Raw genomic sequence first — 24,711 nt, 5'->3', positions numbered from 1 at the left:
TCTACGAAGGACGAATCCGCATGTCGCGCAGTGCGTTGTACATGGGCTCGTAGAGCGTCCGCACGAGTGCAGGATCGGAAGGCTCAGTGAATTCGCCCAGGTCGGTGGCCGGATCGAAGTACGGCGCGAGAACGTCATGCAGCTGAGCTAGGAGCCCGTAGTCCTGGGTCTTGCGGCGTGGGCGCGCCTGTCGCTGTGGTCCGACGAGGCTGGTTGCCGAATCGGCCGGCACTGTCGGAGCCTGGGCATCAGCGAGGGCCGGGGAGAAGGCGGCATCGACGAAGACGACGCGAGCGGGTACGCCGCCACGGACGAGCCTGCCGATCACCTGCCAGATGCTCACCAACTGGTCCCATGCGAACGCCTTCTTCTCTTCGGGGCCCAGATGCGAGTAAACGTAGCGTCTGGTCAGCAGGCGTCGCCACTCTGTCCGGGCGATGTGGCGGAAGGCAAGCCCAGCGCTGCTCAGGCTCTTATTCGATGCCACCACATCGGCGAACGTGCCGTACTTCTTGTGCTGTTTCTGGTTGCGGGTGAAGCGCGAGACCCAGTCGTTCATCGCGAAGACTGCGATGCTGAGGTCATCGGGGCGTGGGTGGGGGCGTACGAGAAACAGCACTGTGCCGAATGCGGCGACGCGCTCCTCGTTGGGGGTTCGGGCCGGGCTGAGGATGTTGTGCCCGCGTTCGATGGCCAGCAAGGGGGCGATCAGCACTTCGGCGTCGTCGTCATCGGCGAATGCCGCGAGTTCGCCGCGACGTACGGCCCCAGATGCATTGTTGGGCGAAGGCAGGTCGTCGCTGGTCGGTTCGTCGAGTTCGGCGTCGTCGCGGGTAAGTACCCGGACCCGGCCGTGCCAGCGCTGCATGTCGTTCATCAGGGTGAACGTTGTCGATGCCTCGGCATAGCTGCCGACCAGCAAGAGTGCGCGTCGGCGGCGGTGGTCATCGATCTGGGCGAGTTCCGCTTCCAGCGGGCTGGCTTTCCCGCCTCTACCGGGCCGGGCCAGCTTACTGACCAGTTGTTTGAGTATTTCCTGCCGCATCGATTGGTCTGTCCCCGACAGCGTGATGGGTCGGCTGCCCTCGTACACGAACTCGGTGCGGAACGTGGTCTTGCGGATAGCCTCGATTGCTTTGTCGCCGGGTTTGAGGACAGCCTGGACGGGTGCCAGGACGTGGGCTCGAGTCGAGGTGCCTGCCCAGCTGGTGCCCGACATGAGCAGTACATGCGGCCCACGACGACCGGAGTTGCGGTCTGCCCCGATATCGGGAAGTGCATACAGCAGTTCACGTCCCACTCCCGCGCACCGGAAGAAGCGCAGCGTGCCAGTGCAAAGCCCGTCCGCGCCACGGGTCTGTTCCGGGTCGTCAGGCAGGTACTGGAAACCCAGTACGTTGCCCATCGGTGCTTCGGGGACGATGGGCGCGTAGTCGAGCGGCGGGCGGCGGGAAAGTTCGTTGTCGGTGCTGTCGAGGTGCAGTGCTGCCTCCACTTGAGGCCACAGGAACGTGAGCCGGTTCAGCCGGTGGTGCAGCGCGGCCAACAAGAGGGTGAATTCCAGCCGCCCCGCGGTGCGGTCGTACCAGTCCGGGGTCCCGCGAAAATCGGCCGGCAAGAGTTCCTCGCCCTTGCGGGCCCTCGGCGCGGGCCAGGCGTCGGCCTCCCCGAGACCTGGTGCCCCTCTCAGTAGTTCGATTACCAAGGTGTTGACACGTCGGCGGGTATTGTTTTCGTTCAAGGTGTGCAGCAGATCGTGGGTCACCTGGATGAGGTGGTCGGTCACCGTTGTGTAGGGTGCACGGTCGCCGAGCGGGTCGTCGCGGAAGGTGTCGAACACGGCGGTGACCTCGGCACGGCGCGACGCCCATGGCGTCTCGGCGGACAGCCCGACACCGTCGTGTCCATCGAAGGCGTCGTGATCGTTGTCGGTAGAGAACAGTTCGCCCTCGTCCGGAATGGTGTCGACGATCTGGCTGGTGAGGCGATTCGCGCTCGGGTACCACTCTTCCATCAGCTTTTCTTGAAGAGTCCATGCGCTGAAGTAGTCGATTTCTACCCAGTCCCGCAGGCTCTTGTCGCGGATGAGCATGGCGTAGAGGCGGTTTGTCGTGGAGGTCACGACGTCCAGTGCCGCAGCCCAGCGCTCGACGTCACGGTCCGACAGTGGGAGCCGGCCCTGGCGTGCCAATTCTTCGATTTTGTGGGTACCTAGTCGATCCAGCCACGACTCCGGACCACGCATCACCAGGGTCGCCGAGGGCGCGAATGCGTCGTCGAGGTGCATCTGAACTCGATCGGCTTCGTCGATGATCATGATGTCGCTGCGCACGCAGGCCAGCTCAAGGTGCCGCAGCCGTTCACTGTTGAGGTGTCGTGGTACGGCTGTCTGCACAAGACTCGCAGGGTTCGCTACCCAGATCAAAGCTTCGACGAGGTCTCGCGCAGCACTGTGCCTGGGGCAGGCGCTCCAGATCGGGCAACCGTGCCGGGTGCCGAGATCGTCCTCGTCGTCCGCGGAGGGCGAAGGCGATCGAGTCTCGCGATAGCGACCCGGAGGGCTGGAATCGTCGGCAGGAGTTGTGGGCTTGGAGGGTGCCGGATACAGCGCGGTGCAGGGTGCGTCGGCGTAGCGCAGTGGTTCGACCGGGTCCAGGCCACGTTGCGCATCCAGGACGCACACAGTGCTCAGGTCAGCAAAGCCCGGATCGTCGTGCATCAGCAGCGGAAAACCGGTGCGCGCCGCGATCCGGCGGTGCAGCCGCTGAACGTGACGTTCACGGGTGGTCGGTCCGAGCACCGGCGCGGCCGGCAAGTTGAGCGCACGGAACAGAGCTGTGAGGGTGAGCTGTTCGGCGACGTCACCGACCACCAAAGTTGTTCGAAGGCCTCGCAGAGCACCCCAGACCGCGATCAACGTCATCAGTGTGCTCTTGCCCGCACCAACCATCCCGACCAGGTGAACCAGCCGGTTCAGTGTCAGTGTCTTCGCTTCCTCGAATCGCAGACCGTCGGAGGTGCGGGTATCGAGCTGCAGGTCCTCGAATCGGACTGCCCAGTTGCCACGCCGCGGGAAGCCGGCGTCTTCTTCGGCTCTGTCCATCCAGGCCGCAGTCTCGGCGAGTTCGGCCAGCGGGATGTCGCACGCGTCATCACCACGGTTCTGGGTCAGGTCGTGGCCAGGCGCCGAGGGAAACACCAGTTCCTCGGGGATGGTGACCGAGGTTCGGCGACCGCGGTCCACGAAGCGATTGGACCCGGGGGATGCGATCCGGACGGGATCATGGTCGAACGCTGGCAAGGTTTCCAATGCGGCGTCGTAGTCGTCGAAACGGCCGGCGGCGACTAAAGGCTCCACCCGGCGAGCTGGCACGTCGTTCATCGCGATCCGGTAGCCGCGTAGTCGTTCGGGGAGGGTCTTGTACAGATCGAGGCTCTGCTGCCATACCCTGTTGCGGCGCAGTGTCCACAGCAAATGCCTGGCATTGGTGATCAGACGATGAGACTCGTCATCGGTGGCAATATCCGCGGCCGCAGCGAACGGATACCCGCCGAGCAACGGCCAGACGCTGTCGGCCGGATGCTCCGGATCGAGACGCTCTAGCAACCGCAGACCGAGCTCGACCTGGCACAGCAGAGACGGTTTGACATTCGAAATTTCCGTGGGCCACGGTCGCAGCGCTGTGACGACCGGCTCGTACCAGCTGTAGCGGTCACGCATTGCGTCCTCCGTCGACTGTGTCGGATCTCGTAGGGCTGATTCGCGCCTGCGGGCCTGTGACGCCACGTAACCGGGCGGAAGCAGCATCGATGAGCTGGATGTCGCTGAGCAACCGCAGTCCGCCAGCGGAAGGAGGACGGTTGCGCTCGTAAATGCCGAGATAGTCGCGACGTGCGTTGACTCGGTATTGCGGCACGACCCAGCACGCCTCGTCATACTGCGGCTCGGGCCGGACCGGACGCGATGCCCGGCCGAGCAGACCTGGGTGCGCCCAGTCCTTAACATCGATCGCCCACACATGGCCGTCGGGGAAGGTGATACGCACGTCGTAGGCGTCGAATCCGGGCCACATCTCGACCGACAGACGCAGGTCTTTCAGTTGTCGCTCCAGCTCGACTTCGGCGCGGCCCGGCCCGGTGACGAATTGGCGCAACGGGCGCACCAGGTGCACCAGTTCGCCGACATCCTCGACCGACAGTTCCCGCCCGCGTGGCGCTGGGCCCCGGCTGCGGCATTGATCTCGCTCGCACCACCAGCCACCGCCGACCACCGGGGTCAACAGCGTATGACAACGGAAACACGTCAGGTATCCACCGTTACGGAGATACCCAGCGGGAACGGGTTCGTAGATGTCGTCGAGCAGCGGCCGGACGGGCTCGAGATACAGGTCTGTGGCGAGGTCGAATTGGTCATCGCTGGTCAGTACTGGCTTCGTGACCAGTAGCCGACGGAAGGCCGTATAGCATTCCGGGGACGACGCTTCACGGCACAGATACATCGCTCTGCGTACGACTCTGCGGTCGTATTCGGCTGCGGCGCTGTCGCGTCCCTGGACCCACCACTCGTGGCACAACTGGCTCGGCGCCCCCGACTCGGGGTCGATCAGGTAATCATCCGGCCCGAACGCATCCGCAGGAAGATCCAGTGGCCAGTCTTCCAAGGGGCGGGTGCGGCACCAGGAGAGCAGATCGGGCACGCTCGTGGGCGGTTGTGCCTGTTGCAGCAGGCAGGCCAGCGCCGTGCCATTGACGGCACGCGCCACGTCCGCGTCATAGGGAAGTGTGAAGGACTGCAGCCCAGTCGCGTCGGCCAGTTTCACCACGGCGGTCGCAATGGTCCGCAACAGCGGTACGTCGGCGTGGTCGAGCCAGTCCTCACCGGGATTGGGCCGTCGCATCAAGTCCCCTCAGGTCGGATTTCCACAGCGGCCTGTACCGCTGCGGGCGCCGGGTTATCGGCGATGTAATCGCTTCCAGGCCGACACCAAGGCCGGGCTTCGCAGTCATGGCAGTCGCGTCCGGGCTCGGGATGGAACGAGTCGTCACGCAGGAGTGGGCCGGCCAGAGCGGCGATGACGCGGCGAGCCTCGTCGACCACATCTGCCCGAGTCGGATCGAGCTGTTCGAGGGTGCTGTCTCCGGGATACAAAAGTTCGAACTCGACGCGTGGACTGCGCGGCCCGGTTGCGGGTACTCCCGCGGCCAACAGCAGCACCGCCAGCGCCAGCTGCGGGTAGCTGCGCAGCAGTGATCGTCCCTCCCACAACCGTGCTGTGGCGGTCTTGGTTTCCCGCCACACCCAGCTACCGGAATCGGTGTAGAGCAGGTCCGGGGTCGCGATCACGACGACGTCAAGTTCGGGTATGTAACCGGTCACCTGGTGCTGCACGAGAACTCGTTCCTCCGGTGCCAGTCCGTCGATGGGGCACAAGGCTTTGTGCTGAGCAAGCATCGATGCACCGTCGTGAGCTGGCCGGCCAGCGAGGTGATGGGCGCCGGCAGACCAGTTACCTGGATCTGACGGCCCCGCGATCGTTCGGCATCCTCCTGAAGGTCGTTGGCGGTGTTGGTCGTTCAGCCAGGCGTCCACCGCTCGGCCGCGGGTAGCAGCTTCGTGCTCCACCTGCGACGACCCGAGGTGCAGTCGCCGCGTGAGGTGATAGCGTGCCGGGCACTGGTCGTACACGCGTAGATCCCAGGCGGACACGCTGCGCCGGGGACGCCTGTCGCCTGGTTGAGAACCCCAGAGGCTTGGAGTGCGGGGCAGGGCCGTACAGCTGTCCAGCGCCTTGCACCCGATACAGTCGGAACCCGGTACGGCACCGACCCCGGAGACCGCGCGCGCGAATGCCGGGGCAGCGTATTCGCGATAGCGCTGACCGATTTCCTGCTGGTCCCAGTCCAGCACGGGCTCGGCAGTCCCGTCCCCACATCCGAAAGCGAATATTCTCACGCGCTCCGGCAGTCGAGACGGATAGCCCGCAACTGCCTCGTACAGCTTGCCGTAGCTGGGCTTCCTGCAGGCCGTTCCCCTCGCAAGAACGTCTGCGATCGCGGCCTTTTCAGTGTCGGCACGGTCCGCACGTGCGGTCCGGATGGACGGAAGCCAAATCTCACGCACCCTGTGGTCATGAGAGATGTAGCGGCGCCCCCACGCGGTGCGTTCGTAACGGATGACACCGCGTGAGTCCGGTCCGGCCGTCGCCCTGTCGGTCAACGCCACCCACTCGAACGGCATGGGCTCGGTGCGGTCAGAGGGGTCGTCGCGCGCGGACTGCACGGCATCGCGCGCCTCCAGGTAGCGGAGCAGTGCCTGTGTCGTCCACTCCAGCAGTGCCGAATGTGCCGGTCGGCCGAATGTGCCGAATCTGCCGTTCGTGCGCGTCAATTCGGCGATTGCCCGATCCACCGGCCAGTGCCGGTGCTCGACCAGATCGAGGGCCTTCATCAACGGCCCGAGCGTAAACTCCTGCAATGCTGTAAAGCTACGGTCGGGCGGGGGGTCGGAATTCAGGAATGGCCGCAGGGCAACACTTTTGGCAGTCGGGCAGCCCCCGACCGTCTCCCGCACGGCTGTACTACTGGCCCGCACCAACCGGACATCGCCGGTGGTTCCGGGCGGCATTTGCCAGTCCGCCAACAGTCTCTCCCTGATGAATCGGGTTGATGCGCCGCGTCCCTCACCAGGCAGGCAGTCACTGCGCGTTGCCCGGCGCCACCAGACTGCCACACATTGTGAACTTAGTCCACAGACAATTTGCTGCTAGAGTTCTTCACAGTCGGAGCTCGGTCATGCTGCGCGGGTGCGCACGCCGGACTGCTATCCGGAAGTTTCCATCGCGGGCCGCTGGCCGAAGGGATTGGTTATGAACGCGCGGGCCATCGGACGCGGTGAGCTGGTCGGCAGCCGATTCAAGCTGGAAAGGCCGATCGGCAAGGGCGGCATGGCCCAAGTCTGGCGTGCCACAGATATCCAGGAGGAGCGCGCTGTAGCGGTCAAGTTTCTGAGATCGGCCGACGAGGTGCTCGTCCACGTCGATACGGTCTTCCAGGAAGGAGACCTCGAAACCCTGCGCAACCGGTTTCGGCGTGAAGCCGGCCTGCTCGCGACACTCAGCCACCCGGGCATCCCCGAGCTGTACGACCATGGCAGCCACTACGGAACCCCGTTCCTGGCGATGCGGTACATCGACGGCATCCCACTCAACGAATTCCTGCAGCGATACCGCCCGCTGCCTCTTGCTCCAGCGGCCGCAATCGCTGTGCAGATCGCATCCGCTCTCGAGTGCGCGCACCAGCGCCCGGTCGTTCACCGCGACCTCAAACCGCAGAATGTCATGATCTCCGTCACGGGAGTGGCAGTTCTGATCGATTTCGGGATCGCGCGACCACTCTGGCCGGATGTCACGCGATACACCGAGCACGGCTCCAGCCTGGGAAGTCCGGGATACCAGGCACCCGAGCAGATCCGCGGTGACGCGGTTGTGCCCAAGACCGATAGCTACGCCCTCGGCTGCGTGTGCTATGAGCTTTTCACCGCCCGCACTCCATTCCTTGAGCAGGACGGCGGCCTGCCGGGCCAGCACCTGGACAAGGACCCCGCGCCACTGTGGACCATCGCCGCACAGGTCCCGGACGAACTGAACGAATTGGTCATGGCCATGCTGGCCAAGTCCCCCGAACAACGACCGGACATGGCGCAAATCCAGCAGGTGCTCCGCCGCTACCTGCCCCTACCGGGATCCCAGCCGCCGCGGCCGAGACTAGATCCTGATCCGACACTGCCCTACCGCGCCCCGGCAGAAGGCACAGACTCCGAGCGCATCACGCCGCTGGCACCGGCCCTGCCGAAACCGGCGGCGCGGACATGGCTGCGCGCGCGGGACGTCGAGCAGGAGTGCGCGGCAGCCGAGCGGGAATTGGCAGCAGGCGAACCGGGCTCGGCAACCAACCGCCTGGTCGATATCGCAGCCGCCGCACGACGGGAGTGGGGACCGACCAGACTCCTTGTCCGGAGAGTGTGGCAGCTGGCAGCCGAAGGGCTGCGAGTCCTCGGCGACTGTGGCCGCGCCGTCACCTTCTACCAGCAGATGTCCGACGACCTCGAGCGTAACCGGGACCCCGCTGACCAGGCAGCCGCAATGATCTACAAGCTCCGCATCGCCGAGTGCCGCCTCCCGTTCGGGGACGGCAACTTCGCAATCGAGACACTCGCCGATATCGCCACCAGGATCCCGACCTTGCCCGCCAGCGCGGCACACGACGTTCGAGCTGTCTGGAGCGAACTGGAAACCAACCTCGACGAGCTGGGATACAAGTCACCCGTGCAGAAAATGCCGAGGCCTTCGCAAGAAGGCTGACTAGACATCTCGCAACGCAACCTCAGCCGACTCTGTCGTCTTCCAAGGGCGTTCTGGCCAGCCGTCCGCCGGCTAGGCCGTCGTTCAATTCTCGTACTAGGGTCTCCCCCGCCCGGCCAAGCTCTCCAAGCTCCCGCTCGAAACGCACAATCTGCCGAAAAATGTCGCCGTGTCGGCGTTGTTCGTCGAGCGGCATCTGCGGCACCTGAAGTTTGCGAACATCCACTCGCGCGGAACTCGACGCGTGCGTTCCGGCCTGGCGGCCATTGGCCGGCGCCCGCAGACAGCCGGCCAGGAACCAAGAATCCAGCGCCTCCGGGTCTGCGCGCAATGCATACAGTTGCGGCCCGAGCGCAGTGGCCGATCCGAGTTCCACCCATGCAGAGAATGCGCGAGTTACTCCCACCACGATCACATCGTCCGGCTGACTCACGGTGAGACCTGCCTCAATCGCCTCTTGCCGGGGAATCCATCCGCCGGGACGACCACTCGACATCACATCCGGCACGGTCATGACCGGTACGTCATCAGCGCCGGGGAAGCCGGTGCGCACCGAGGTTTCGGCAGGCAAGTGGCCGGTGTACAGGTCCAACACTCCGGCGCGCACCAGCTCTCCCACTGTTGTGGTCCCGCGGTGCGTTCCTGGCCCTGGCACTCGATCGACTACCGACAAAGCGTCGTATGCACGGTGCAAGTCGGCGAGCCTCGCCGAGAACTGCTGCCTGATGTCACCCAGCGCCTGGGAATCAGCCGGCAATCCGACCGGAACATGGCGGGCCGGGGTCAGATCGACCTCCTCATCCAGCAGATCGATCGAGGACATCACGACACTGCGGGTACACGCTTCCGACTCGTCTATGGGAGGACCCGGAACATCGTCCCGCGGTCCCAAGAGTGCCTTTACCTCACTGCTCAGCGTGGTCCAGTCGATTCCCCGCCCAGGTATCGCAGCGCCCGCAGCATCGATCAGGCAGATCGACTGATTCGCCGCCGTGCGGCTGGCGTGACCGGCTCCAAGTACCCACAAATGCAAAGCCACACTGTGCGGCGCGGCAGAGCCGGGAGGCAAGGCAACGACGGCACGCAGGGCGCCGGCGCGCAGCAGCGCCCGGCGAATACTACGGCCTGCTTTCCTGGCCGCAGCGCTGGGCGGTAGCACCAGAACTGCGGCGCCTCCCGGATGCAGCCGGGACAACGCGTGCTGTACCCAGGCCAATTCCGGTTCAGTCCGCGGTGGGAGTCCGTAGCTCCAGCGAGGGTCCGTGGCCAGCTCCTCGTGTCCCCAGTCGCGTTCGTTGAACGGGGGGTTGCACAGCACCATATGGGCACGAAGCTCTGCTTGCGGATCCGCCCGCAGTGAATCCCCGGTCCGAACGTCGACGGCCAGCTGCTGCGGCTCGACCTCGTCCGAAACGCCCAAGGAAAGGCGGGCCACGGCAAGGGCCGCCAGCACTGGATCTTTCTCCACACCCGCCAGCGTGAGCAGGTCCTGGCCACCGGCCAACACCTCCACGGCAGCGCTCAGAAGGCCGCCGGTGCCGCAGGCCGGGTCGAGCACAGTCCGCGACGTGCTGTCGTCACACATGCACAGACGTTGCGCAACCTCGGCCATCAACATAGCCAACTCACGGGGCGTAGAACTGACTTGCCGGACATGAGTGTCCAGCCAGCGACCGAGCAGAAAATCGAAGGTCTCCCGGACCCCCACCCGTGCAGTCGCGCCGGTTGTCTGGTCGACCAGTTGCTGCGCAGCGCGAGGCAGATCGAACTTCGGCTCCGACAGTAAAGTCGCACCGCGCGGGTCGTGGCTTAGCGCGGTCTTTGCGATGGCCAAACCGGTTTCGCTGCGATCCCCCAATGCATCGAACTGAGGCCACAAACGCTCCCGTCCGCCACCTTCGTGCAATTTCCCCTGACCACGCAGCCACTCCTCGATCTCGGTCAGTGAGAATTGTGGGCTGACATCCGTTCCACCGATCGGAGCCGGAAACGAGTCGTGCCGTCGCCGCCAGTTACTGACCGCAGCACGTCCCACACCGGCCAGCCTGGCAATCTCCGCCAAGGTCACCGGTACCGCCTCGCTCTGGTGCATCCAATCTCCGCATCAGTCAGTCGGGTAACGGTCCCCAGCGCTTCACGCAGCCAAAAAGACCGCCATGTCGAGAGGTCACCCCAGGACACTACTCCACCCATTGACTGAGTTCACAGATACTCTGCCTTTGTGGCCCGGTCCTCGTCGCACCGACCCACGCACTACGGCGGCGAGCCGTCGGGATCGACAGCCGGCGGGTGCACCATGTGCGCGTTGGGGTAGATGTCGTTTGAGCCGGTGTGCGGCCCAGTGGCAGTAGGAAGCGTCGTTGTCGACGATTCCGGCACAGGCGTTGGTGACCGCTGGGCTGCCCTCGCTGCCGCGATCGGAGTCGACGAGTTCATTCGTCCGTTGCCTGCGCACCGTTGCGTTGACTGAATGTTGGCGGCGAAGCGCAGGCGGTCCTTCTGCGCCCACCAGCGCAGCGCCGTCAAAAAGGCCGCGAGGTGCTCGGCGTCCAGCCCGATGTCACTGCGCGCTGTGGCCATAGACGCAACCGGGACGGTCCGTGTCGGTAGCACCAACGCAGTCGAAGGCTCACCTGCTGAGTCGCGGCACGACTGGTTTGCGGGGTCCGGCTCATGATCTGTATCGAATGACATCGCTCTTTTCCAGATTTCATCGAATTCGTGGTCGGTATCATGGCGTTCCGGAGTCCAGCCAAGGCCGGGCTGCTGCTACGGATCGGTCCAGAGTCGTTCGGCTGGTAGCCGGGGCGCAGTCAGACCGTTGGGTACCGAACCCACTGAGACGGTGTCTCCGGGACGATAGGTCATCCATTCGCGTGAAAACCGTTGTGCAGCAGTCATACAGGCCAGAAATATCAGCGGTGGCCTGTGCAAGCTCGGCACCGTCACTTGGATCAGTACGTCGGGGTCCTGAGGCTTCGGCGACCGCTCCAACCGGGCTGCATCACTCATGTCCCGTTGGTCTCTGGAAGCCGCCTCAGCCAGCGGACACATACAGAATTTGACCCGCCGCCAAAGGTTCGAGCAGGTCTGCCACCCCTCAGGAGCATATTCCAGCTGACCCGTAGCGCGTCCGGATGCTGGAACAGCTGGTGGGTCGCGCGTCTCGCTGTACGGGCGTTCGTCCTTCCAAAGCGTGCACGGACGGATGGACGCCCTGCCCCGTCAGCGATGCTCGGCCAGCGCACGGGCGATCAAGTCTCGAGCCTTCGAGCCGAATACGGCTGTGGTGGAGAGCAGTTCGAATGTTCGCGCCGCCAGTGCGACGTCGTCTGCAGAGGTGGTCACGACCTCACCCGATACGGTTTCGGTGTCGACCGCGATGTCATCGCGAATCGAGAAGGCCGGGGTCGGGGCCAAGAATTCGGCTGTCATCGGCACGACTCCGATCTCGACGTGGGGGCGGGACTCAAGAATCGTCAGCAGGTGCGACAGCTGCCCGGCCATCAGCGTGTGGTTGCCGACCACCCGCCGCAATGCTCCCTCACCGATGAGGATCCGGAACCGGTGTCCTTCCCTGTCGAGAATTTCCTGGCGCTGCATGCGAGCTTGCACGACGGCATTGAGATCTTCTGGTACACCGAGGATTCCGATGCAGCGATCCAGGACCGAACGTGCGTAGGCTTCGGTTTGCAGCAGACCGTTCACCAGTTCCGGGTTCCACTCCCGCAGCAGTTCTGCGCGGTCCTCCAGGACGATCAGAGAGCGCTGCAGCGGCGCCAGGCCTGTTGCGCATGTGGTGTACCAAGACGAGTAACTCATCGGATCCTCTTCCCTGCTTGATGAAGCGCACTCCGCCTGGCCGAGCGACCCGGTCGTGGAGCGCCGAATGATGTGCGTCCTCGACACTGCGGCACGCAGGGCTGTCGATTCCAGACCGACAAGAGACGAAAGCAGAGGGTAAGAACCGATTTCCCTTCCGCCCGACCGCGATCAGGGCGAAGCCGAAGTAGGGTCGACATCGAACGGCCGCCCGTGAGATCGATACGACGGACCTAGCTGGAAACCCTTGCGGATCAGCTCTGCGACCGCGCCACGCCGCACACATTGCAAGCCAAGGGGGATTCCTGATGGGTCATGACATCACATTGACCGACCTCGCCCACCACGTGTTGAACGCTGCCGAAGCTGTCGATCGCAGGTGGGTCGTCGGTATCGCTGGGCCGCCGGCCGCTGGAAAGTCCACTCTCTCCGAGGCGCTGGCAGACGCCATCAACGCGCTGAAGCCGGGGACTGCCCAGATAGCCCCGATGGACGGCTTTCACCGCACAAATGCCGAGCTGCGGTCCCTCGGCGCGCTGCATCGCAAGGGCGAGCCCGACACCTTCGCGGTTGCGGAGTTCGTCTCGCGTCTTCGGCGGCTACACGAGTCGACGCCCGGAACGATCGTCAGCTGGCCGGCATACGATCGCGCGCTGCACGATCCGGTCCCCGACAAACTCCAGTTCGATGTCCATCGGATCGCGGTCGTCGAGGGCAACTACCTCCTCCTCGACGACGAAGACTGGCGACCCGTACGTACATTGCTGGACGAAGCGTGGTTCCTGTCAGCCGACGAATCGGTGATCGAACAGCGCCTGATCGATCGCCACCTCCGCGGCGGCAAGCCTCTGGCAGAGGCCCAGCAGAAGGTCGCCTCCAGCGACCTTCCCAACGCGCGCCTCGTTGCCGCCACCAGCGGTCATGCAGATCTGATCCTCCAGCAATACGGCGACCACTACCGGGCCGCTGTGTCCGGGTGAATCCGTTGGGCCCACGATCGAGTACCGAACGAGCGCGTCGACTCGGTGGCCACTGTCGCGGCCTCAGACAGTGACTCGACGAAATCGCCGTTGGCGCTGAAGAACCGGCAGAAGGCTCCATGCAGGATGTCGCCCGCGCCCAGCGTATCGAGGGCGTCGACCTGGTCGACTTCGATCTTCCCGTGACCGCTCGTCCCGCTGTAGAGGATCGGATCCGCACCTCCGGTGACGGCGGCACAGGAAACGCCTTGCGATGTCAGGTAGTCCAGCAGTTCCGTTGCACCATCTCTGGCCCGGCTTCCCGGCGGATCGAACGCGGCTGAACAGATTGCGATGTCGACCAAAGGCAAAAGATCGGCATGCGCGGGCTTCCAACGGCCGGCATCGAGCACTACCGGCACACCTGAACGCTGTGCCAACCTGGCCGCTGACACAGCGAGCTCTGGATGGTGCGCATCCACCAGAACCACGCTCGCGTTGTCGATCAGGGCCGAGAACTGCGGCAGGAATGGTGCGGCGATCCGAGCGGCATCGAGACCCACGATTGTTCGCGTATTATTTTCTGCTGCAACGACGATCGACGAAACCGGAGGCTGGTCCCGCCGCCCCGGTGTGGCGTCGACGACCTCCACGCCGTGCGACCGCAGATCACGCAGCACGATGTCGGCCAGGGTGTGGTTGCCCAGTGCGGTCAGCAGCATCGTGTCCCTGCCCCGGCCGAGCAGCGCATGAGCCACTGCGGCGTTCGCTGCCGGTCCACCCGCTCCGATAAAGCTTTCGGCCGCTTGAGTTTTGGAGTCCTCAGCGGGATAGCTATCGACGAGGTTGGAAACATCCAGCGTGGCCAGTCCGACGAAGAGCGCCGTCACTCGAGCCCGTCCTTTCGGTCGTCGATGTAGAGATGTTCCAGCACTGTTGTCTGGTCACTGAAGGTCCGGCAACTGATCACGGCCACGAACTGATTGTCGCCGACACGCTGCTGCAGCATGCGCCAGTGCGTAGCGAGTAGCCACGCCGCGCCGGATGTGCCTCTCGGCCCCAACCCGGCACACAGAAACCACCAGCGATGTGGATACAACTGCGGGGATGGCCGCAGTCGAACGATGAGCCCGACATTGCGTTGGTAGCTCGACGAGAACACCCGCCCGTCGGCGAGTTGGACGTACTCGAGGAATTCGTTGCCGCGGGTCGCGTTCTCCACGGAGAACATCGGATTCGGCAGCTCGAGAACCATGTGGGTCACATCGTTGGATGACAGACCGAAGCTGATCAACGGGCGGTCGGGATCCGCAACAGCCTCATGATCGGGCACGATCACGGTGTCGATCCGCGTATCGCGCTGCAGCAGCTGGTGCACGTAGAGGAGTGCCCGGAAGTCGTTGTCCGCCAACGCCACCGGCACGTCGATGCGATGTGCAACCGGAAACACGGAGTTGACTTTGCCGAACACATGCTGTCTCGGGATTCCGACGGCTTCGATCGCGACTACAGCCTCTGGACTCAGCTCGAAGGTCGGGTAGACCAAAGCTGCACCGGCGGTGGTCATATCGATGCCCAGGAAGCCGTGTAGATCGTCGCAACCTGCGAGTCCAGACAGATTGGACGGCGCCTGGACTGTTGTATCCACCACCACGGCAGAGGAGATCCGAGATAGCTCGGCAGATGCCATCTCGGCCGACGACGCGCTCGAGGTCGAATCCCCCTGCCCGGAGGCTATTTCAGCCGCGAACCGAGCGGCTGCCTCCGGCGGTGCCGCATCGAGAACGCTCTGCAGGAGTCGCTTGCTGGATGCTCGCATCCCGCCGGTCTTTCCGTCGAGCCACTCACGCATCGTGCTGGCCGCAACCGGGAGCTCACGAGCCAATTCGGGTGGGCTGAGCCGCAAGGCGCGACCGAGCGCCTCGATCTCACGGGCGGTCCAGTCGATGTCGACCACTCGCCGCTCCCCTCGCAATCGGTCGGAATCCTCCGAAAAATACCCGCTTTCAACGACTTTCGCCCGCATATCTACCTGGAATCGCACTGTCCTCAGACCGACACTAGGTGTGTGTCGCTTGAGCGACACGAGGCACCGTATGCACCGCAACTGGATGGCCACCGCAGTCACAGTGGTTGCCGCATTCGATGCCGATGCCACGCCGGTTGGGCGACCCCGACCCAACTGGAAGTCGTGCAGTCCCAGCATGTGCCAGACACGCCTCGCCCTGTGTCGAACACCTGGCCTGTGCCCGTGACCGTAGCCCTCCGCTAGCCCGGTTCGCCGGCGGATGCGAATGGAAAGAGCTCAGCATGAACGAAGCAGTATCCACTACAGCATATTTCGCAGACTTCCTCGGCCCCGGCGGCCTGGATCGCGCCAGCGCGCGTGAACTGCTGGGGCGAGTCGTCGATATCGGGCTGGCCTTCAAGTACCGACGACGCTTCATGTCTACCCGCGACAACGACGCTTTGGACGCCATCGCCACGGAGCCGCTGCCCGAGACTGCATGCGATCTGCCTGTGCTGTTGACTGACCTCGAATCCCGGTACCTGCCCACGATGCCGAACTTCGCGTCGCCGATGTTCGCCGGGTTCCCGGACGCCGGCAACAATCTCGCCGCCGTGGCCGGTGCCATCCTCGGCGAGCTGATCGACGTCAACCTCATCAACGCGGACTTCTGTTCACGCGGAGCGACGGAGATGGAGATCGCCCTCATCCGCTGGCTACGCGAACTGGCCGGATTCGAGGTCGCCGCAGCCCCTCCGACGACAGCACTGGAAGTCGGCGGCATCCCCACCACGGGTGGCACCAGCGCAAACTTCGCCGCCGTACTCATGGCGCGCGAGCGGGCCTACCCCGGCAGCCGCGCCGACGGTCTGCCAGCAGGGGTACAACCGGTGATCGTTCTGCCTGACGGCATCGGTCACTACACAATCGCGGCGGCGGCAGCATGGGCCGGACTGGGCAATACCGCCACCGTCCTCCACCCGGTACGCGACTTCCGTTACGACTTGGACGAATTGGACCGCCATCTCAGGGCCGCGCGCGCAGCGAACGAGCACGTGATCATGGCGGTCTGCTACGCCGGCGACAGCCGCACGATGACCATCGAGAACCTGACTGGCTTCGCCGAAGTGGTCCGCAGTCACTATCCCGATGCGTGGCTGCACTGCGACGGTTGCCACGGGACGAGCTTGTTGTTCTCGAGTCGACTCAGGCAGCGGCTGGACGGGCTATCGGTCTACGACTCGGTAATGCTGGACCCGCACAAGGTCTTGAGCGTGCCGTACACCAGTTCGTTTCTGCTGCTGCGAACGCCCGGCGACGCTGCTCTGCTCGCGACCGAGTCCGAGCTGATCCTGCGGCACGCACGGTCATTCGGCCAGATCACGCCCGCGACCGGCAGCCGTTCCTTCCAGAGCTTGCGCACCTGGATGCTGATCAAGGCACTCGGTGTCGACGGCGTCGGGCGGATGATCGAATCCCGCATCGGCACCGCGCACCGTTTCGCTCAACTGGTCGACGAGCACCGCGACTTCGTGCGGCTCAACGACGTCAGCATCAACTCGGTGGCCTTCACCGTGATCCCACCCGGCACGACACTGCCGTTCGATATCGAGACCGCCCAGCAGTCCGCCGCCCTCACGACCGTCGCCTACGAGCGGATGCTCGCCGACGGCGCCATCTACCTGCACAGCTTCGAGCTGCCCGACTCTGAGAACCGACTCGGCCTCGGCCGCGGCTACCGACACCCAGTGCTGCGGTTCATGTCCGGCAACAGCTTGATCAACGACGACGACCTCACGAACCTGCTCGACACTGCGGCCGACTACTTCATCGAGCGGAGAGCCGAATGAACGACAACCAGCGAGCATCGACCGAAGCGCTGCGCGCGATGCGGCAAGCCGCCCTAGATGTCCTGCCGGCGAACAGCCCCCGCGCCGTCGTGCTCTACGGCTCGTACGGTCGAATGCGGCAGAAAGCTCCGTCAGATATGGATGTGCTGTTCATCGGCGAACGCAGTGCTGCGGCAGTGCGCCAGCTGACCGACGCGATCATCGGCTACAGCCGTGACCACGGCTTGGCGCTCGATGAGGAGGTGCCGTACACCAACAAGGTGCTCGTGGACTGGGACGAACTCGAGCAGGCCAGCACCTGCACGGTGTTCTCCGGGAGCCCGCGGCTGATCCCCGTGCGCCGCCACCCCGACTTCCTCGGGTCGAAGTACATGCGGGCCAGACTGTTCGTCACCGGCGTGCTCGCTCAGCGCACGCTCACCTGGAGCGAGGACGTCATTCGCCTCGAGGGGCTGCGCGCTCGCGCCCAGGCGGGACTGGTCCTCGCCGCGGTCGAAGATCTGCGAGCATTCGAGGTCGACCTCGAGCCGGACACGGTCATCGAATACCTTCTGGGACAAGGGATATCCAGCGACAACTGGCTAGGCTTCGAACCTGATCCGGCCACTGTGCGACACGTCCAGTCGTTCGTCGAACGCACTCTCCCTGCCCAGCTGCTGTCGACCACACCAGAGGCCGGCGATGGTGAGTAGGATCGCCCGAGTCGGCGCGGTTCGTGCGCCAGAATCATCATCTTCCGAGCCGAGGGGAACCGTCGCGATGACCAGGCATCTCATCACCAGCGCCCTGCCCTACATCAATGGGGTCAAACACTTGGGCAATCTGGTGGGATCGATGCTGCCCGCAGACGTCTACGCTCGCTACCTGCGGGCCCGCGGTCACGAAGTGCTGTTCGTCTGCGCCACTGACGAACACGGCACGCCCGCCGAATTGGCCGCTGCCGCAGCAGGATTGACTGTGGCAGAGTTCTGCGCACAAGCGCACGCCACACAGAAGGCGATCTACGACGGGTTCGGGCTGTCGTTCGATGTCTTCGGCCGGACGTCCTCGCACCAAAATATCGAGATCACACAGCATTTCGCTCGCAAGCTCTTCGAGAACGGCTTTGTCGAGGAACGTCCGGTTCGGCAGGTATATTCGGCTACCGACGGCCGGTTCCTGCCCGACCGCTACGTCACCGGCACCTGCCCGCACTGTGGCTATGAGCGCGCCCGCGGCGACCAGTGCGAGAACTGCACCAGGCTGCTCGACCCGACCGACCTCGTCAACCCCCGATCGGCGATCAGCGGCTCCACCGATCTCGAAGTCCGCGAGACGAGTCATCTGTTCCTGCTGCAGTCCAAACTGCAACCGGAGGTGGAGGACTGGATCGATCGGGTCAGCGGCCAATGGCCTCACCTCGCGACGTCGATCGCGCGGAAGTGGCTCGCCGAGGGCCTACGGGATCGGGCGATCACTCGCGATCTCGACTGGGGCGTACCAGTACCGGCCGATACCTGGCCTGACCTCGCCGCGGCCGGCAAGGTCTTCTACGTCTGGTTCGATGCACCGATCGGATACCTCGCCGCCACGAAGGAATGGTCGGATGCCGATCCGGCCCGCCCGGACTGGAAGTCCTGGTGGTACGACACCACAGATGTGCGCTACACCGAATTCATGGGCAAGGACAACGTCCCATTCCACACGGTGATGTTCCCCGCGACCGAGCTGGGTGTGCGGGAACCGTGGAAGATGGTCGACTACATCAAGTCGTTCAGCTGGCTGAACTACTACGGCGGGAAGTTCTCCACCTCCGAGCATCGCGGAATCTTCACCGACGACGCCCTGGAGCTGCTGCCGGCCGACTACTGGCGGTACTTCATGATCGCCAACGCTCCGGAATCCGACGACGTCAGCTTCAGCTGGGAGCTGTTCGCATCTCAGACGAACAAGGACCTCGCCGACGTCCTCGGCAACTTCGTCAATCGTGTCCTGACGTTCTGCGCCAAGAGATTCGGCGAACAGCTTCCGGCGGGCTCCGCGCCCGGTGCCGCGGAACACGAACTCGGCAAACGGCTCTCGCAGTTGCTTGCCGACTACGAACGCCATCTCGACGAGATCGAATTGCGCAAGGCGACAGCCACGTTGCGTACAATGTGGAGCCTCGCGAACGAGTACATCAACGACAAGGCACCCTGGACTCAGATCAAGACCGAGCCCGATGCCGCGGCCCTCACGCTCCGCACTGCAGCCAATCTGATCTTCCTGTTCGGGGTCATCTCCGAACCGGTTATCCCTACGACGGCGGCAACCCTCCGAAGCCTGTGGCATGAGCAGGAACCCCACATTGCTGGCTTGGGGTGGCCTGAGGGCCACGATGTCGAAGCGTTGTCCTGGTTGCAGCCGGGAACCGGATTCACCGTTCCCCCGGTACTGTTCGCCAAGATCACCGACGACGAAGTGTCCTCTTGGAGGAGTCGGTTCGGCGCAGACGACCGGCAGGTGCAGCTGTGAATCACCGGACTCGTGCTGCCCTGCGATGACAGGCGAGGAGGCCAAACCAACTGAACAGCGCCAACTGGGTCGACGAAACCAGGCGTCATGCGTCCATGCTGGGGCAGCCTGTCGACAGCTTCGAACAATGAGACGACCATTTGCCCCATGCTTGTCCATCGCCACCGAGATCGCTCAGTGGTGTCCGGTTTCCTGCTTCCACCGATCACGTTTGGCTGCTCGCACGAACACGACGAATCGCCCGGGACGATCGCCAATATCCTCACCGCGATGATCGCGGACACCCGCGTGTCGTTGGTGCAGGCGAGGCTTGATAAGCTGGCCATCGTCAACGGCCACGGCGGCAATTTCGTCCTGTCGAATACCACGATGCAATCCAATATTGGCGGCTACCGGGCGCCTTACCAAATAGTCCGCGGCAATCTCGCGACCTCCCCCAACGCTGCCGCACAGGCATTCATAAAATATTCGCACCCGGTTTAATCGGGCAGGTGCCCCCGGCGCAGGAGTGCCCGACCGACTGCCAGGGTAGAGTGGATGCCGGCTATCGACATCGGAATTCCCTCATCGTCGCGACGTTCGACAATGGATACGAAAGTATTGTTCACCCGCCCCTCGATGACGGCTCCGTACACGAGAAAAGGTTTGAGTTCTTCAGGCTGTGGCGGGATTTCTATCAGAGTAAAGTCGCCATCGGAGCCGGCGATCACCTCGACTCGAAGATCATCCGGTGGCGGATAGATTCGGTTCTGAAGCACTTGGACGTAGCGGCGGCGGATCGCCGGATCAGGCGGTGTCGGTGTAGCAGCATTGATCAGATCTTGGCCAGCATATTTCTTGGTGGCGAACCCGACAATCACCAAACCGCCGTCCCGTGCATTGGCGAACTGAGAGACCGCTCGTGCAAGTTTAATCTGTCCAGCTTCACTCCTTAGGTCGTAATGCTCCCGCTTCACCTCAAGCCAATCACCCTCAGGCTGGCCAACGAGAGCACCCGCGAACCCACTACGCAACAAGTCGATGACATTGCTCTGCATCAGCTGGCCAGCTGTCGCGTTCAGGAGAGCAACGACTTCCAGGCCATCGTGAGCGATCAACCCCACATTCTTACCTCGAATGCTAACACCAAGTCTCAGCTTTACGTTCCACCATCGTCCATCGTCACTGCTGTCCTGCTCCTCACTGATCAGCGACATCCGCTTTCGATCGAGTAGCGGCGCGACACGCTGCGTTATACGTAGCGTCTCACCGTCTTCGGGGGACTCGTCGAAGTTCACATCGAGATCCATAACCAGCCGGTTGTCGACGAGCGTGAACGAGACCGGCGAATATGGAAGATATTCGAGGTCGAAGTCCTGATCTCCTTCAACCACGACATGAATATTCGGCGCCTCATAGTCATCGACAGTCACGTACCGCCGCAGAGCGGCCTGCAGGTCAGCAGCTGGCACTGCGGTCAGGTCAGCGATATGAGCCACGGCATCGCTGTAGTCATCTGATTCTCGTTCGATACCGTCGAACGTCCAATATCGCCCGTCATCAAGAACTGCAACACTCCCACGTTTCAGCATGACCTTCTTCGGGATGATGCTGATCCTACTCCTAGCAAACATGTCTTGTATCAGATTCCCAATTCGTGCGGATTGCGCAATACTCCGCAGGAATACTTCGCTCTGGTCAGCGCCACGTAAAGCACGCAGTGTTCCGGCTCAAGTTCGCGGAGCCCGTCGTCGAGCATGCGTTCCTGTCCTACGCTCAGCACCACTCCGACATGATTCCATTCGCGACCCTTGGCCTGGTGAACAGTCAGTCCAGGGACAAGGACGTGGCGCTTGAGCCGCACACGAAGGTGTTCCAGTTCGCCTTCACGAATGCTGTCATTTTTTGCTTTGCGAGGCCGCCTCCGTCCGTATTCGCCAGCACGTGCCCGGAGTCCCTCAAGAACTGTGCCCGCGGGCACGTCTGCGACGAGGTCAGCCAGGGCCGGACGGAGTACCGTGTCGCGGAAACCCGCCAGGGCTTCGTCGGTCAGACCGAGGCGTGTCAATGCATTTTGCCGGCCGAACGCTGATAGTCCCAGCTTTGATCCAATCACGATATCGAGCAAGAGGCAGAGGATCGCATCGATCTCGCTGGTGAAAAGTGACCGGAACGCCAGCGGCAGGATATTATCGCCGACATTCCATAGCTCCATCCAGTGACGCGCCAGCGCGATGTCGATGGTATCGCTCGCAATCGAAGGCAGCTTGACTGACTTGCCAGCTCGGAGTCTGTCGGTAAGCTCTTGCATCTGTGTGGTCTTGAAGCGGAACGACTCCGACTGGTGAAACCTCCTGAATTCGTGCCTGTCCAGGAGGTTGCTTTTCACCTTCTGTGGGGTGGCGCCACGCCAGTCGTACAGCACCTGCCAGGGGTCTCCGACGACTGTGACCCCGATGCCCAGCGTGGCTGACCGAGAAGCTACGCGGAGGTCGAGCTCGTCGGCGTCGTACACCTCGTCGACAACAACATGACGATAGTTTTTCACCATCCAGTCGTCGATAGCGTCCTGAACTCCGTTCAGCTTCATCGCAGCCTGCAGAATCTGCCTCACGTCGTCGTGGCTCACGCAGCCCGCTTCCAGGACTGGCCGATGGTCACCAGCGCGACCGAGCCCGTAAGTCGGCTTCTTCACGCGGACACTGTCGCTGAATACAGTGCCGTCGAGCTTGCAACTCGCAATCCGAAGCCAACCGTTGACCTCGATCAACTGGTATCCGGATTTGCTGGAGTAGTCATCGATGACCTCCATGTCATGATGGCCGTTCGGCCACCGCAGAAGTCCGCAGCGCAGAAGATACTTCATTGTCCGGACGTGGAAGTCGTCGATAGTAGTCACTAAGTTCGGGAACGCGAATGCCTGGCGGCCCCACCGGGCCGCGATCCGGCTACGAAGTTCCCCGACTGCGGTTCTATTGAAGCTCATCCCAATTACACCGCGCCGCCCGTCGGGGTCCTTGTGGTGAAGATAGCCGAACCGCTCTGCTGCCACGGTCGTCTTGCCCGATCCTGGCGCGGACACGATGTTGACAAGCCGATCGTCCGCAGCCGCTGCGACCACCTGCTGGCTAGTGAGGTTTATCCCCATCAGGGCACCGTGTCGATCGCGTCGATCGTGTTGCCATCTACGGCGAGCAGGTCACGCTGTCCACCATCCTCGGCCGTCTCAACCGAGCCCGCCGCCGAGTCGGTCACATCGTCCGCCATCAGAGATGCTGCGGCAATCGCGACATGGTCATTCCACAGCCAGGTGAACAGCTCGACCAGCTGCGCCGGCACGACCGTGGTCCCCAGATTGTCCTCGACCTGAGCAGCCAACTCAAACGCGAACTCACCCTTCATCGGCTTGTTCTTCTTCTCCCTGAAGAAGGCGTCAATATTCGTGGCTGTCGGCACATCACCAAGACTCTTGTTGCACAATTCGAGGGCTTTCGCGACGAGCATCTCGTTGCCCGTGACGAGCGTTGGCTCCAGTGTGGGCGCCGACCAGAACACGCCGACATGGGTCGAGCCTGCGAAATGAGCGTGCCATGGGGGCGGACTCGGCGCTGGCAGCGGGTCGCCGCGCTCGTCGGTATCGGACAGCAGTGCAACCTGCCGGGTCAACTCATAGCCTGGCTCTGCCAGCAAGCGAACCGGCCACTCTCCGACGCGGTGGCCGACGTAGACGACCGCGAGCGCATCGATAAAAGCGCGCTTACTGTTGTCGCTCGCAGCCCATGCCCGCCCGAAGGATCGCAACAATGCTGCCTCAGTGACGCCTTCAACCAGCACCACCCGTTCGGCGAACAGCGCGCCCGACCGGCTCGCGTCCAGATGCAGCTCCGTCATTCGGCGTACTTTGCGCCCCATCGCCGGATCCCAGGGGATATTCGCGACCATTCGCGAGACAACTTCACCACTTGAGTCGCGACGCACGATGACCAGATCGTCGGGCTTGCACGCCGAAACCATCTCACCTGCATGGGTCGAGACAATGATCTGAAGGTCGGGACGCGCGACTGTGCTCGCTCGGAGGTATCGGATGAGGCCGTGCTGAAGCTGTGGGTGCAGGTGTGCCTCAGGCTCCTCGATGAGCACCGTCGCATGAAACAAATTGGGCCAGAACGAATCCTGCTGCTCCTCCGCCAACTGGTCGGTCGCCGCTATGCGTTCCCGCGCCGCGACAACCTCCTCTTCCTCGGTCAGTGACCGCTCCAGCACACGCCGTTGCTCCGAGAGTTCCTGCCCGACTTCCGAATCCCGCCCACCTGTCGGAAGTCCGGGCGCAGGTTGCGGCGGACCGACCGCCGCCTTCGACGGATCCGGGATGCCAGCGAGCGTTACCGCGATGTGAAGCAGGTTCACATACCCCAGGCTCGCACCCTCAAGTCGGCGAGCGTCGCCCGCGTTCGCGGTCGTTGCCAGCAGCAGCTCCAGGACCCGTGCCAGATACGCATCATCGACGCGCTGAGTGCCGAGGAACGCGAAGTGCTCCTGGACACCGCCTGTCACGTCCTTCAAGTTCTCCGCAATTCGCCCCTGGACATCGACGAGCAACTGCTGGGTTGTCAGGCTCGCCAATAGATGTTCTGCCTGCGCACGAACTTCAGCCAGCGATCCACCTGTCGGGTTGCGCTTCTGTTCGGCCCGCATGAGCTCCAACAGCACCCCGGTCTCCCGCCGCGACAGTTGGTCGACCGGGTTCCTCAACGCGGGCAGATAGACGAGCCGTACCTGCTCGTGACCGTCGACTGTGGAATCGATACCGACAGCACGCATCCGGCCCAGCGACCGCTCCAACGTCCGCCGCCACATCGGGGCACCTAAGCCCTCCGCCCGCCGCGCCTGGCCTAGCGCACCCTCCAAGGCCGGGTCGATTTCCATTGCGTACTCGACATCGATCCGTCGTGGCGCTGGGCCAAGAACCGACGCATCTGGCGGCTGAAGTTGCGGGAACCGCTCAACATGCGCCCAGTAGATTGCGTCGTTGATCGTGGTCTTCCCGACCCCGTTCGACCCCACCAACAGGCTGAACCGGCCCGGGAACTCCACGGACACAGGCGACGTCGCAGCCGCCCGGAAACCCTCTACACGAACCTTCCGCAGATGCACGACAACCCCTCGCAATGCCGAATCGCGCCAATATCGACAAGCCGCCCCGACACAGCCCCTGCGGCAGGCTACCTCGCCATGATCGG

Annotated in this window: 17 protein-coding genes; 6 read left to right on the top strand and 11 right to left on the bottom strand. The window is 63.5% G+C overall.

Features of this window, described 5'->3' with window-relative positions:
* Position 1: 1 nt before the first annotated feature.
* Genes EBN03_RS12060 through EBN03_RS12050 form a run of 3 tightly spaced genes read right to left on the bottom strand, consistent with a single transcriptional unit; the run spans position 2 to position 6,640 of the window.
* On the bottom strand, positions 2–3,721 hold the full coding sequence (locus EBN03_RS12060; protein WP_122188079.1) for a pPIWI_RE_Z domain-containing protein: 3,720 nt from the start codon (positions 3,719–3,721) through the stop codon (positions 2–4).
* The gene (locus EBN03_RS12055; RefSeq protein ID WP_122188078.1) at positions 3,714–4,898 is read right to left on the bottom strand and encodes a pPIWI_RE_Y domain-containing protein; all 1,185 of its coding nucleotides are present in this window, start codon (positions 4,896–4,898) and stop codon (positions 3,714–3,716) included. The genes EBN03_RS12060 and EBN03_RS12055 overlap by 8 nt, the downstream gene beginning before the upstream one ends.
* On the bottom strand, positions 4,898–6,640 hold the full coding sequence (locus EBN03_RS12050) for a PD-(D/E)XK nuclease family protein (protein WP_199742747.1): 1,743 nt from the start codon (positions 6,638–6,640) through the stop codon (positions 4,898–4,900). The genes EBN03_RS12055 and EBN03_RS12050 overlap by 1 nt, the downstream gene beginning before the upstream one ends.
* Positions 6,641–6,803: 163 nt before the next feature.
* Here EBN03_RS12050 and EBN03_RS12045 point away from each other — a divergent pair, with 163 nt between their 5' ends.
* Positions 6,804–8,360, top strand: coding sequence for a serine/threonine-protein kinase (locus EBN03_RS12045; protein ID WP_147471553.1), 1,557 nt, complete (start codon positions 6,804–6,806; stop codon positions 8,358–8,360).
* Between the two features lie 22 nt (positions 8,361–8,382).
* On the opposite strand, the gene EBN03_RS12040 is transcribed toward EBN03_RS12045, so the two are convergent.
* The 3 genes from EBN03_RS12040 to EBN03_RS12035 all read right to left on the bottom strand — a co-directional run bounded on the left by EBN03_RS12040 (position 8,383) and on the right by EBN03_RS12035 (position 12,269).
* Positions 8,383–10,452, bottom strand: a complete 2,070-nt coding sequence (locus EBN03_RS12040) for an N-6 DNA methylase (RefSeq protein WP_122188076.1) — start codon at positions 10,450–10,452, stop codon at positions 8,383–8,385.
* Between the two features lie 161 nt (positions 10,453–10,613).
* Positions 10,614–10,940 carry a hypothetical protein gene (locus EBN03_RS33720; RefSeq protein ID WP_147471552.1) on the bottom strand — a complete coding sequence of 109 codons (327 nt, stop codon included), beginning with the start codon at positions 10,938–10,940 and terminating at the stop codon, positions 10,614–10,616.
* A gap of 645 nt (positions 10,941–11,585) precedes the next feature.
* Positions 11,586–12,269 (bottom strand): DUF5753 domain-containing protein, encoded by a 684-nt coding sequence (locus EBN03_RS12035; protein WP_147471551.1) that lies wholly within the window; start codon positions 12,267–12,269, stop codon positions 11,586–11,588.
* A gap of 221 nt (positions 12,270–12,490) precedes the next feature.
* Here EBN03_RS12035 and EBN03_RS12030 point away from each other — a divergent pair, with 221 nt between their 5' ends.
* A complete protein-coding gene (locus EBN03_RS12030; RefSeq protein WP_122188074.1) occupies positions 12,491–13,162 on the top strand; it encodes a nucleoside/nucleotide kinase family protein in 672 nt (223 codons plus the stop codon).
* Here the strand turns inward: EBN03_RS12030 and EBN03_RS12025 are convergent.
* Positions 13,138–14,031, bottom strand: a complete 894-nt coding sequence (locus tag EBN03_RS12025; RefSeq protein ID WP_122188073.1) for a PfkB family carbohydrate kinase — start codon at positions 14,029–14,031, stop codon at positions 13,138–13,140. The genes EBN03_RS12030 and EBN03_RS12025 overlap by 25 nt on opposite strands.
* Positions 14,028–15,098, bottom strand: coding sequence for a hypothetical protein (locus tag EBN03_RS33715; protein ID WP_147471550.1), 1,071 nt, complete (start codon positions 15,096–15,098; stop codon positions 14,028–14,030). The genes EBN03_RS12025 and EBN03_RS33715 overlap by 4 nt, the downstream gene beginning before the upstream one ends.
* Positions 15,099–15,451: 353 nt before the next feature.
* Between EBN03_RS33715 and EBN03_RS12015 the strand changes: the two genes are divergently transcribed.
* The 4 genes from EBN03_RS12015 (at position 15,452) to EBN03_RS12000 (ending at position 19,975) form a co-directional block, all read left to right on the top strand.
* Entirely contained in the window at positions 15,452–16,999 is a 1,548-nt protein-coding gene (locus tag EBN03_RS12015; protein ID WP_158675603.1) for a pyridoxal phosphate-dependent decarboxylase family protein, read from the top strand.
* On the top strand, positions 16,996–17,691 hold the full coding sequence (locus EBN03_RS12010; RefSeq protein ID WP_122188070.1) for a hypothetical protein: 696 nt from the start codon (positions 16,996–16,998) through the stop codon (positions 17,689–17,691). The genes EBN03_RS12015 and EBN03_RS12010 overlap by 4 nt, the downstream gene beginning before the upstream one ends.
* 67 nt (positions 17,692–17,758) lie before the next feature.
* Complete coding sequence (metG, locus tag EBN03_RS12005) at positions 17,759–19,492, top strand: methionine--tRNA ligase (protein ID WP_122188069.1); 1,734 nt, start codon at positions 17,759–17,761, stop codon at positions 19,490–19,492.
* 147 nt (positions 19,493–19,639) lie between these two features.
* On the top strand, positions 19,640–19,975 hold the full coding sequence (locus EBN03_RS12000; protein ID WP_233608327.1) for a creatininase family protein: 336 nt from the start codon (positions 19,640–19,642) through the stop codon (positions 19,973–19,975).
* On the opposite strand, the gene EBN03_RS33710 is transcribed toward EBN03_RS12000, so the two are convergent.
* Genes EBN03_RS33710 through EBN03_RS11980 form a run of 3 tightly spaced genes read right to left on the bottom strand, consistent with a single transcriptional unit; the run spans position 19,972 to position 24,625 of the window.
* Entirely contained in the window at positions 19,972–21,063 is a 1,092-nt protein-coding gene (locus tag EBN03_RS33710; RefSeq protein WP_147471549.1) for an AlbA family DNA-binding domain-containing protein, read from the bottom strand. The genes EBN03_RS12000 and EBN03_RS33710 overlap by 4 nt on opposite strands.
* Positions 21,064–21,113: 50 nt before the next feature.
* Positions 21,114–22,619 (bottom strand): UvrD-helicase domain-containing protein, encoded by a 1,506-nt coding sequence (locus EBN03_RS11985; RefSeq protein ID WP_122188065.1) that lies wholly within the window; start codon positions 22,617–22,619, stop codon positions 21,114–21,116.
* The gene (locus EBN03_RS11980) at positions 22,619–24,625 is read right to left on the bottom strand and encodes an ATP-dependent nuclease (RefSeq protein WP_158675602.1); all 2,007 of its coding nucleotides are present in this window, start codon (positions 24,623–24,625) and stop codon (positions 22,619–22,621) included. The genes EBN03_RS11985 and EBN03_RS11980 overlap by 1 nt, the downstream gene beginning before the upstream one ends.
* Positions 24,626–24,711 lie beyond the last annotated feature (86 nt).

Source organism: Nocardia stercoris, assembly GCF_003696265.1.
Taxonomy (GTDB): Bacteria; Actinomycetota; Actinomycetes; order Mycobacteriales; family Mycobacteriaceae; genus Nocardia; species Nocardia stercoris.
Note: the sequence above shows the minus strand (reverse complement) of the source record. Positions and strands in the feature narration are given on the sequence as shown.

Coding starts and splice junctions, on each gene's coding strand:
- EBN03_RS12060 (WP_122188079.1), bottom strand. CDS start 3,721: ATGCGTGACCGCTACAGCTGGTACGAGCCGGTCGTCACAGCGCTGCGA.
- EBN03_RS12055 (WP_122188078.1), bottom strand. CDS start 4,898: ATGCGACGGCCCAATCCCGGTGAGGACTGGCTCGACCACGCCGACGTA.
- EBN03_RS12040 (WP_122188076.1), bottom strand. CDS start 10,452: ATGCACCAGAGCGAGGCGGTACCGGTGACCTTGGCGGAGATTGCCAGG.
- EBN03_RS33720 (WP_147471552.1), bottom strand. CDS start 10,940: ATGGCCACAGCGCGCAGTGACATCGGGCTGGACGCCGAGCACCTCGCG.
- EBN03_RS12030 (WP_122188074.1), top strand. CDS start 12,491: ATGGGTCATGACATCACATTGACCGACCTCGCCCACCACGTGTTGAAC.
- EBN03_RS12015 (WP_158675603.1), top strand. CDS start 15,452: ATGAACGAAGCAGTATCCACTACAGCATATTTCGCAGACTTCCTCGGC.
- EBN03_RS12010 (WP_122188070.1), top strand. CDS start 16,996: ATGAACGACAACCAGCGAGCATCGACCGAAGCGCTGCGCGCGATGCGG.
- metG (WP_122188069.1), top strand. CDS start 17,759: ATGACCAGGCATCTCATCACCAGCGCCCTGCCCTACATCAATGGGGTC.
- EBN03_RS12000 (WP_233608327.1), top strand. CDS start 19,640: ATGCTTGTCCATCGCCACCGAGATCGCTCAGTGGTGTCCGGTTTCCTG.
- EBN03_RS33710 (WP_147471549.1), bottom strand. CDS start 21,063: ATGCTGAAACGTGGGAGTGTTGCAGTTCTTGATGACGGGCGATATTGG.
- EBN03_RS11985 (WP_122188065.1), bottom strand. CDS start 22,619: ATGGGGATAAACCTCACTAGCCAGCAGGTGGTCGCAGCGGCTGCGGAC.